This is a genomic window from Escherichia sp. 93.1518, assembly GCF_013368915.2.
In the GTDB taxonomy this organism is placed as follows: domain Bacteria; phylum Pseudomonadota; class Gammaproteobacteria; order Enterobacterales; family Enterobacteriaceae; genus Escherichia; species Escherichia ruysiae.
This window is the reverse complement of sequence record NZ_JABWMT020000059.1, coordinates 1-7,874: the sequence shown is the minus strand read 5'-3', so window position 1 is coordinate 7,874 and position 7,874 is coordinate 1. Positions and strand designations below refer to the sequence as shown.

Below are 7,874 nucleotides of genomic sequence, written 5' to 3'. Positions count from 1 at the left end.
TGCTGCTGTTCGGATCCAGCGCGAGGGCTTTTTCCAGATTCGCCACCGCATTAGCGCGATCGCCATTCTGGGAATACGCCTGCCCCAGCGCCCCAAATATGGCACCAGAGTCAGGGTTATCAATATTAAGTATGTTCAACTGACGAATCGCTTCGTTGCGACGGGAGGCAATTTGCGTCATTGCCCCCCAGTATTCCAGCGCCATTTCGATATCTGGCGGTGCCCCGTTAAATAGCTTGTCGTAACTGTCGATAGCCTCTTTATGTCGCCCGGAGATAGCTTGTAAGCGTGCCATTTGCAGTGCCTGACGCCCCTCAGGCGAAGAAAGTCGCATGGCCGTGCGCGATGCTTTATATATTTTTGAATCAGGGGCGAGCAGGGAAAGTCTGGCAAGTTGTTTTTGCGCGCCTTCAATATCCCCCTTACGCATCAGATAGCGAAAACGCGCCGCAACGACATCTGGATTATCAGGTTCCGCCAATTCAAGGCGATAAAGCGACTGTTCGACCAGATCTTCACGGTGAATGTCTTCGCCCAACCGAATCTGCGCCATTAACAGCTTATGTGCAGTTGGTGTGGCTTTCGCCATCGACATTACCGCCAAACCAAGGGATATTGTGAGTAAATTTAAGGTGAATTTGTACATGCCTGCCTCAATCAGGTGTTAACTCACTTTTTATTAAAAACTGAACGGGCGCAGCTCCCTGCCTGTATAAAGTCAGGACAGAATGGAGCCGCAAAATAGAAATGACGATGAATTACTGTTGATGAGGGTTCAAACGACGGCGACTAATGATACGTAGCAGACGCCATACTACCCACGCCAATAGCACCACACTGAGAGTTGCCAGCACTGCCAGTAGAATGGGGTGTCTGGCTAACACATATTGCACTCGTTCAATCCAGGGGAGATGCCCAACGTAATAAGTATCTCCAACTCGTAAACTATTGACGCCAGATTCACGAATAACCGCGACTGAACCAAAGATATTGCCGCGTTTTGTACTATTAACTAATGCATTGTTAAGTAGCGCATCGCCGCGTGATCCCTCTGACATTAAAGCAATTACGCTACGTTGGGTATGATATGGAGACTGAAAACCAACTATCGCCGCCATTGGCAATGGAGAATTTATGGTTGTTTGTATTTCAGGTTTTTGATCGTCGTTATCTGTCATAATTTTGGCGTAATCAGAGTGCCGTATTGGGCTTTTTACCCAACTTGTTGTTGCCTCAATGAGCAGATTAATTTGCTGATTGTCTGCAAATTCTTGCGGAAGTCTTCCTATTAACAGGATATCTGAATCCTTGCCCTGAACAGAACCTATATCATTAGTAATTGTCAGATTAATTGCCGGGAATCCAGTTTGAGCACCAATCAGTCCAAGGGTATTTAATAATGTTTCAACTTGCGTTGTGCCGGGATTTTCAGGCATAACCACAACCGTTTCTGATAGATCGGCCATGCGGCTAAATGGAAAGCCTGAGCTGGCAAAAGCGCGTAAATCTGGCATTGCGATAAAGTGATGGTACTTTGAAAAATCGATAGTGGAATCATCTGCAATAACCGCATGATTTTTTAGAGGCCGGGAAATAATACAGCTATCGGCATCAGAGCGCGGCATAGTATTAACGTACTCGAAATTAAATCGCAATTGATTAAGCGCCCCTAACGTCAGGGCAGGAATGTTAATTTCATTATTACCATCCAACAATTCTTGCAATAACGGTAAACGTAACAACAATCTATCGGTAGCAGATTTCGGACTTAGCCGGAAAGATTCAAGGTACTGGTTATTAAGACTGACATCCATGCGTGAACCACCTGTCGTTGGCGTGGTATAACGATAGTTAATCTTCATCTCACCCCCACGATTACGCAATAGAAAGAGATCAGGTGGCAAATTAAATGAAACATTAATTGCCGCAGACTCCAGGGCACTTGCCTGTAACTGCCCTTCATAATTTTTAAGCTCTGCGAAAGTTACAGGACGATCAGTGCGTACCCAGTTGGGCGCATCATAAGGTTTACGCGGCAGTAACGGCTTCACGTCATTTACGACCACGCTATCGCCGCGAAATAGTATATTTCCCTGTGCAAGACCTTTTGCCGCCTGTAATAAATCTTTATCATCGCGGCCAAAAAGCACCAGCAATTTGACAAAGGGATTTTGTGGATGACTGATCATTTTAATAACAGGCGCATTCACCAACGGATGCTCGCGCAGAAAGTCTGGGCGTCTATTGTTAGTGGCAAAGACTACTGCATTACTTTCCGGTAACTGGTTATAGAAAACCGGAAATCGGTGACCACGCCAGCCAGATTGCGAACCAAACCACGAAGCGACAATAGCTGATGCCTGCTGCAAACCAGTCCCAGGAGTACCGGCAAAAACCATCGGCAATGTATTAGGGCGGTTATCTCGCGGATCAAAGAACGGTACAGGAAGATATGAAAGATCATTTTTCAAATTGAGTCTCTGAACTACCAGTTCAAGTTCACTGGTACGTCCAATATCAAGCCACAAATTGCTGCTGGTCGGGTTTTCGCAGGCGCTCTGGTTGTGACTAATTAATTCGAGGCGCAAGCGATTAAAATCCGAAAAATACAATGGGTTAAGAGTTATTTCCGCCAGCGTTTTCTTTCCCAGTTGTTCTTTGGTAATCGGCAATACCCCCATCAACTCGTCATTAAGATAGACCTTAAGCTGTGACTGGACAGGGATCAGCGACGGTGATGGAGTGTATTCAAGTTTTAGTTTCGCTTCTGACACTATTTCATCGCTACGCATACCAAACTCAATTTGCCCCTGTGGGTTAACTCCATTCAGGACTATGTTTCCTGGCGTTGGTGCGATTTGTGTAAATGGGAGTTTAAAATGGCGAGATGGTTCTTTCGCATAAGCAGAGATATTTTCCTTCTGGATAGCGGGTAATACTCCTCCTGAGGAAGGCTTATGAATTACTGTAGCCGATGCTGTATTTGCCTGGTAAAAACATAATAACCCCAAGCCAATTATTGCAGCACTTAATCTCAAAAATTTTCTTTCCATTTTAAAAAATTCAACAACCATAATAAATACAAACAATATATTTAATTAGAAATTAGAACTAACTTTTGGAACTGCCTTTCAGTGTCCTGAGAATATAAAAAACCATATTGCAATAACCTTTCAGAGAAATAAAACATATTTCAATAAAACTCTTTAGAATATTGTCTCGTTTAATTTTATCATTCCACTCTTGCCATAGTGAATCACGAGAAAACGTTGCTCTTACATAATTAACATTTTGTTCATGGCTCATTGGCATAATCTTCAGACCAATTTTATTATTGTAGGCATGAACTATTTCTACCGGTATATCACACTTTTCGTTACTATCATCCAGATAAAGAGACAACCGCTGTGTTTTAACAATAGTTTTTACGTCGGAGATATTATCAAGGATAACGCCTAATCCTCCTTCGGAAAAATCAAGAACAGAACAAGGATAGTTCCGTCCATCTTTCAGTTGTAAAACGCCCTTGAAAGAAACATCAATACGGGGAGAAAAACGCACCTGCTTTTGTTCAATAGAAACAGCCAAAGTTGCGCCAATAATAATTATATTATAAAACAGCCAAATCAAACAAAACAAATTCAGGATGGCGATATGCCCTTGCAAACTATAAACATTAACAATACCTATTATCAGTCCAATTACATTTAAAATGGCAAAAATAAGATAGGGGTAGGAAATTCGCCAGTCAACAAACTTATTTTTTATCAGCCCTCCTTTGGCCGTAACGTTGAAACGCCCTTTTGCTGGCGCAAGTAAAGCTACAAGCGTTGGTAGCGTAATATACCAGGCCAGAACCATTTCATAAATCTCATTCCAGAATGAATGTCTGTATTTACCTTGTACTCTTGAATTAGTTAAAATAATAACAAATAGATAAGGTAAAACATAAGACATAATATCTGCAACTGATGCATCGATCAGGTTGACTGAAAAGAAAATAGGACATAAAGGTGCGAACAAGAAAATCAGTCGTGGCACACCTGATAAAAAATGCATCATGCTGCTGAGATAGCAAAGGCGCTGTGATAATGTCAGCCCCTTGCCCAATAATGGATTGTCAATACGCAAGATTTGAATCATGCCTCGAGCCCATCGAATCCGTTGCCCAATATGAGCAGACAATGTTTCTGTGGCTAGCCCGGCAGCCAGAGGATAGCGAAGATATGCAGAGCTATAACCTGCACGATGCAAGCGTAACGACGTATGCGCATCTTCAGTTACTGTTTCGACTGCAATGCCTCCAACCTCATCCAGAGCCGATCTACGGATGATTGCACATGAACCGCAAAAAAATGAAGCATTCCATGTATCCGTACCATTCTGGATTAACCCATAAAAGAGGTGTCCTTCATTTGGCTTTTGCCGAAACTGCCCCAAATTTCGCTCAAAAGGATCGGGGGAAAAAAAATGATGTGGTGTTTGCAACATCGATAATTTTTTATCGGCAATAAACCAGCCCATCGTTTTCTTTAAAAAAGATACCGACGGTATATGATCGCAATCGAAAATAGCAACAAATTCGCCATTAGCTATTTTAAGCGCATTATTTATATTTCCGGCCTTAGCATGTTCATGTGTTTCTCTTGCGACATAGTAAATTCCTGACTCGTTCGCGAATTTCCTGAACTCGTCCCTGGCGCCATCATCAAGGATCCAGATATGTAATTTATCCTTTGGCCAGTCTAAAGCCAACGCACCATAAACTGTATTCTTCACGACTGTAAAGGGTTCGTTATATGTGGGTATTAATATATCTACGATGGGCCATTCTTCTTTATTCTCTGGTAAGGGTATACTTTCTCTGTTCAGCGGGAAGCAAACCTGAAAGTAACCAAGTAATAAAACAAACCAGGCATACGTTTCAGCAGCTAATAACGTGACTGAAAATAAGCAGTCTGGAAATTCATTCAGGATGACTGAAGAAGAGTACCGCCACCATAGATATCGGGATGAGATGAGTATTCCAACACCCATTAAAATCAGGGTAATCATCCTTCCCTTGAACAAATTAAGGAAAATGACAGCGATGCAAATAATAATTGAAAATAATGTTTGTTGATAAAATCCAAGTGGCTGCTCAACAATTGATAAAAAAACAAAACATAGCAATATAGCAACAACCAAAAGGATTTTGTTTGACACTTCTTTATTTTTTAAGATCATTGCACTTAACGATTCATTAATACTATAACTTAAACAGTGTGAGTTTTATAAACATAGACGACCATTGCTATGCAAATTAAAATATCAACACCACGTTATCTGCGCTCGACCATTTTGCTTACTTTTGTATAACCGTTCATCTGCCAGCAATTTCAACCGTTCAATGTTATTCATGCACTCATCTGTACTGGCAACCCCTATGCTGCAACTACAATTTAACCCACCGATTGCGAAATGAACAACTCTGTGCAAAATTCTTGATAGTTTATTTTTATCCTTCTCATAATAAATAATAGCAAATTCATCACCGCCAAACCGGTATATTTCCCCTTCACGACGGGGTAACTCATCTTTAATAAGGTTAACAAGTTTGATGAGTACTTCATCACCAAACAGATGACCAAACTTATCATTAATGGTTTTAAATTTATCCACATCAAATAGACACAGGTAGCCAAAATTCTTGCTCAGCATCTTGATTTCCTTATCAAAACTCCGGCGACCAGAAGCCCGAGTTAATGCATCACAAGTGCCAAAGTCATATATCTCTCGAATTGCATTAATCTCTTCCGCATTAAAGAATAGATTTTCTCCACGTAAATCATATTGATGATTCGACAATATAGATTCTTTTTCCAATCTACCCTTATTTATAATATTCCGTAGTAATTTAATATAATTAATATACAGTATGATTGCAGATATTGCCGATGCAAAAACGAATAGCATACATATATAGAGATATTTACTTTTTTTATAGGCAACAATAAACATCATTTCTGGAAGGTAAGAATACGACAGAGTGATAGCTGACATCTCAAATACAGCATCATTTATCAAAAAATCATCACCTGCGATTTTCTTTTCATTATCATTAATATCATAAAATGAGATATAGATATCTTCTCGTTCCCCTGACTGATTTCTAATCAAAGATAAATAACGTTCAGGATCTACCACTGATATCAGACTTGTTCGTTTGGCAATGGGATGAGCATAATAAACATAGTACTTATCTTTTAAACCAATAACGCCTCTCTCAAATTCGTTCATTACCCGAATAGAGGAAAGTATGTCGCCACAAAAATCATCCCCTTTCGTTGTAACTTTGATACATTTACCATCGCTAATAATATAAGGACCGAGATCATACAAATATCCAGGATTTTCATAGCCAGCAAAGCCATTGCGTATTTTTTTCACCAATTCTTCTGGAGCAATATCTAGTTCATAAAATATATTATTAGATACTGAGCGGCGATACTCAGAAACATTAGCTATTGCAAGCCCACTATCTACAATAGATACCTTCACCGAATTAATGCGGCCCTTAACATAAATGGTGTATAAATAACAAGTTACTACAGCGACGAACAAAAAATACAAAAAACAGATTACTGCCGCCTTTTTCTTATACTTGAACATTGCTTTATTTTCTTTTTTTCGGTTTGCTGTCTATATGCCATTCTGAAAACGGTAACGGTTTCTGGTATAAGTATCCCTGAACATGAGAGAACCCTAATTTTTGCAATTCTCTGGCCTGACTTTCAGTTTCAACACCTTCTGCTATTACCGGCATATTTTCTTCACGAGCAAGACTGGATATAAAATACACAATTTTGTTAGTTTCATTGAAAATACCAGAGGTAAACTCTGAATCAATTTTAATACTATCAGGTCTTACTTTATAAAGTTTTTTCAGGTCAGCTAATCCACTACCGAAATCATCAAGAGAAATCTTGATACCGTTTTCTTTTAAAATTTTTATATTATTGTAAAAGCTATCATTTATATCTTTTACTGCTGACTCGGTGATCTCCAGACAGATTTGTTCAGCATTTACATCAAATGCATTAATTAAAGTAAGAACACGAGTGTGGAAGTCAAATTCATTTAATTGCCATGGAGAAACATTGATATGCAGGAGAAAATCATTAGCAACCTCATATTCACGACTAAAGACACCAAATTCGCTAATAGCCGTTTCGAGAACAAAATCACCCAGTTCTTTAATTAATCCTATTTCTTCAGCAACAGGTACAAAAATTGATGGCGGTATTGCCCCATTTTCGACGGATAACCAGCGGCATAACGCCTCAGCGCCTACAACCCTATTATTATCCATATCAACAATCGGTTGATATACTAAATAAACTTCACTACTCGAAATCGCTTTTTTTATATTTCCTGCCACCCAGACCTTCTGATCAAGTTCATGAACTTTGATGTCATCATAAAACATAAATTCAGATTCTTTATTTTCCCGCATAGCTGTTAATGCCAGTTTCAGCTTCCCTTCATAAATCGAAACATTTTCCCCTGAAAAAGTTTCACAAATGGCAATCTTATGAATATAAATATTTCTTATGCAAAATATATGTTCAGGGAAGTTTAAAACAGATAATCTTTCGATGAACTCTTCGCAGTGAGTGTGGCACAGCAACAAGTATGTTTCAGTTGAGACTTTTACGATATCACAATATTTTGAATATTTTTGTGATATCTTCGATTTTATATCATTAACAATTTCATAAAATTTCTGACTTCCATATATCGCCTCAACAAACTCTAATCCATAGATGCAAAGCATACCAACTGCCAAATAGGTTTTATTATTAGTTTCAATAACAGCCTTATTTATATAGAAG

The 7,874-nt window shown here is 39.3% G+C and carries 5 protein-coding genes; all 5 read right to left on the bottom strand.

Going from position 1 to position 7,874, the window contains the following annotated elements; translation table 11 throughout:
• On the bottom strand, positions 1-646 hold a 646-nt coding region (locus HEN21_RS22005; protein ID WP_183082940.1), incomplete at its 3' end, for a tetratricopeptide repeat protein.
• A gap of 112 nt (positions 647-758) precedes the next feature.
• Positions 759-3,053 (bottom strand): cellulose biosynthesis cyclic di-GMP-binding regulatory protein BcsB, encoded by a 2,295-nt coding sequence (bcsB, locus tag HEN21_RS22000; RefSeq protein ID WP_024192217.1) that lies wholly within the window; start codon positions 3,051-3,053, stop codon positions 759-761.
• Between the two features lie 58 nt (positions 3,054-3,111).
• Complete coding sequence (gene bcsA / locus HEN21_RS21995) at positions 3,112-5,226, bottom strand: UDP-forming cellulose synthase catalytic subunit (protein ID WP_000601343.1); 2,115 nt, start codon at positions 5,224-5,226, stop codon at positions 3,112-3,114.
• An 84-nt stretch (positions 5,227-5,310) separates the two neighbouring features.
• Complete coding sequence (locus HEN21_RS21990) at positions 5,311-6,651, bottom strand: GGDEF domain-containing protein (RefSeq protein ID WP_000477639.1); 1,341 nt, start codon at positions 6,649-6,651, stop codon at positions 5,311-5,313.
• Between the two features lie 4 nt (positions 6,652-6,655).
• On the bottom strand, positions 6,656-7,874 hold a 1,219-nt coding region (locus HEN21_RS22845), incomplete at its 5' end, for an EAL domain-containing protein (protein WP_194313426.1).

What these genes read in the sequence shown, in the direction of transcription:
- bcsB (WP_024192217.1), bottom strand. Translation starts at nt 3,053, where the DNA reads ATGGAAAGAAAATTTTTGAGATTAAGTGCTGCAATAATTGGCTTGGGG.
- bcsA (WP_000601343.1), bottom strand. Translation starts at nt 5,226, where the DNA reads ATGATCTTAAAAAATAAAGAAGTGTCAAACAAAATCCTTTTGGTTGTT.
- HEN21_RS21990 (WP_000477639.1), bottom strand. Translation starts at nt 6,651, where the DNA reads ATGTTCAAGTATAAGAAAAAGGCGGCAGTAATCTGTTTTTTGTATTTT.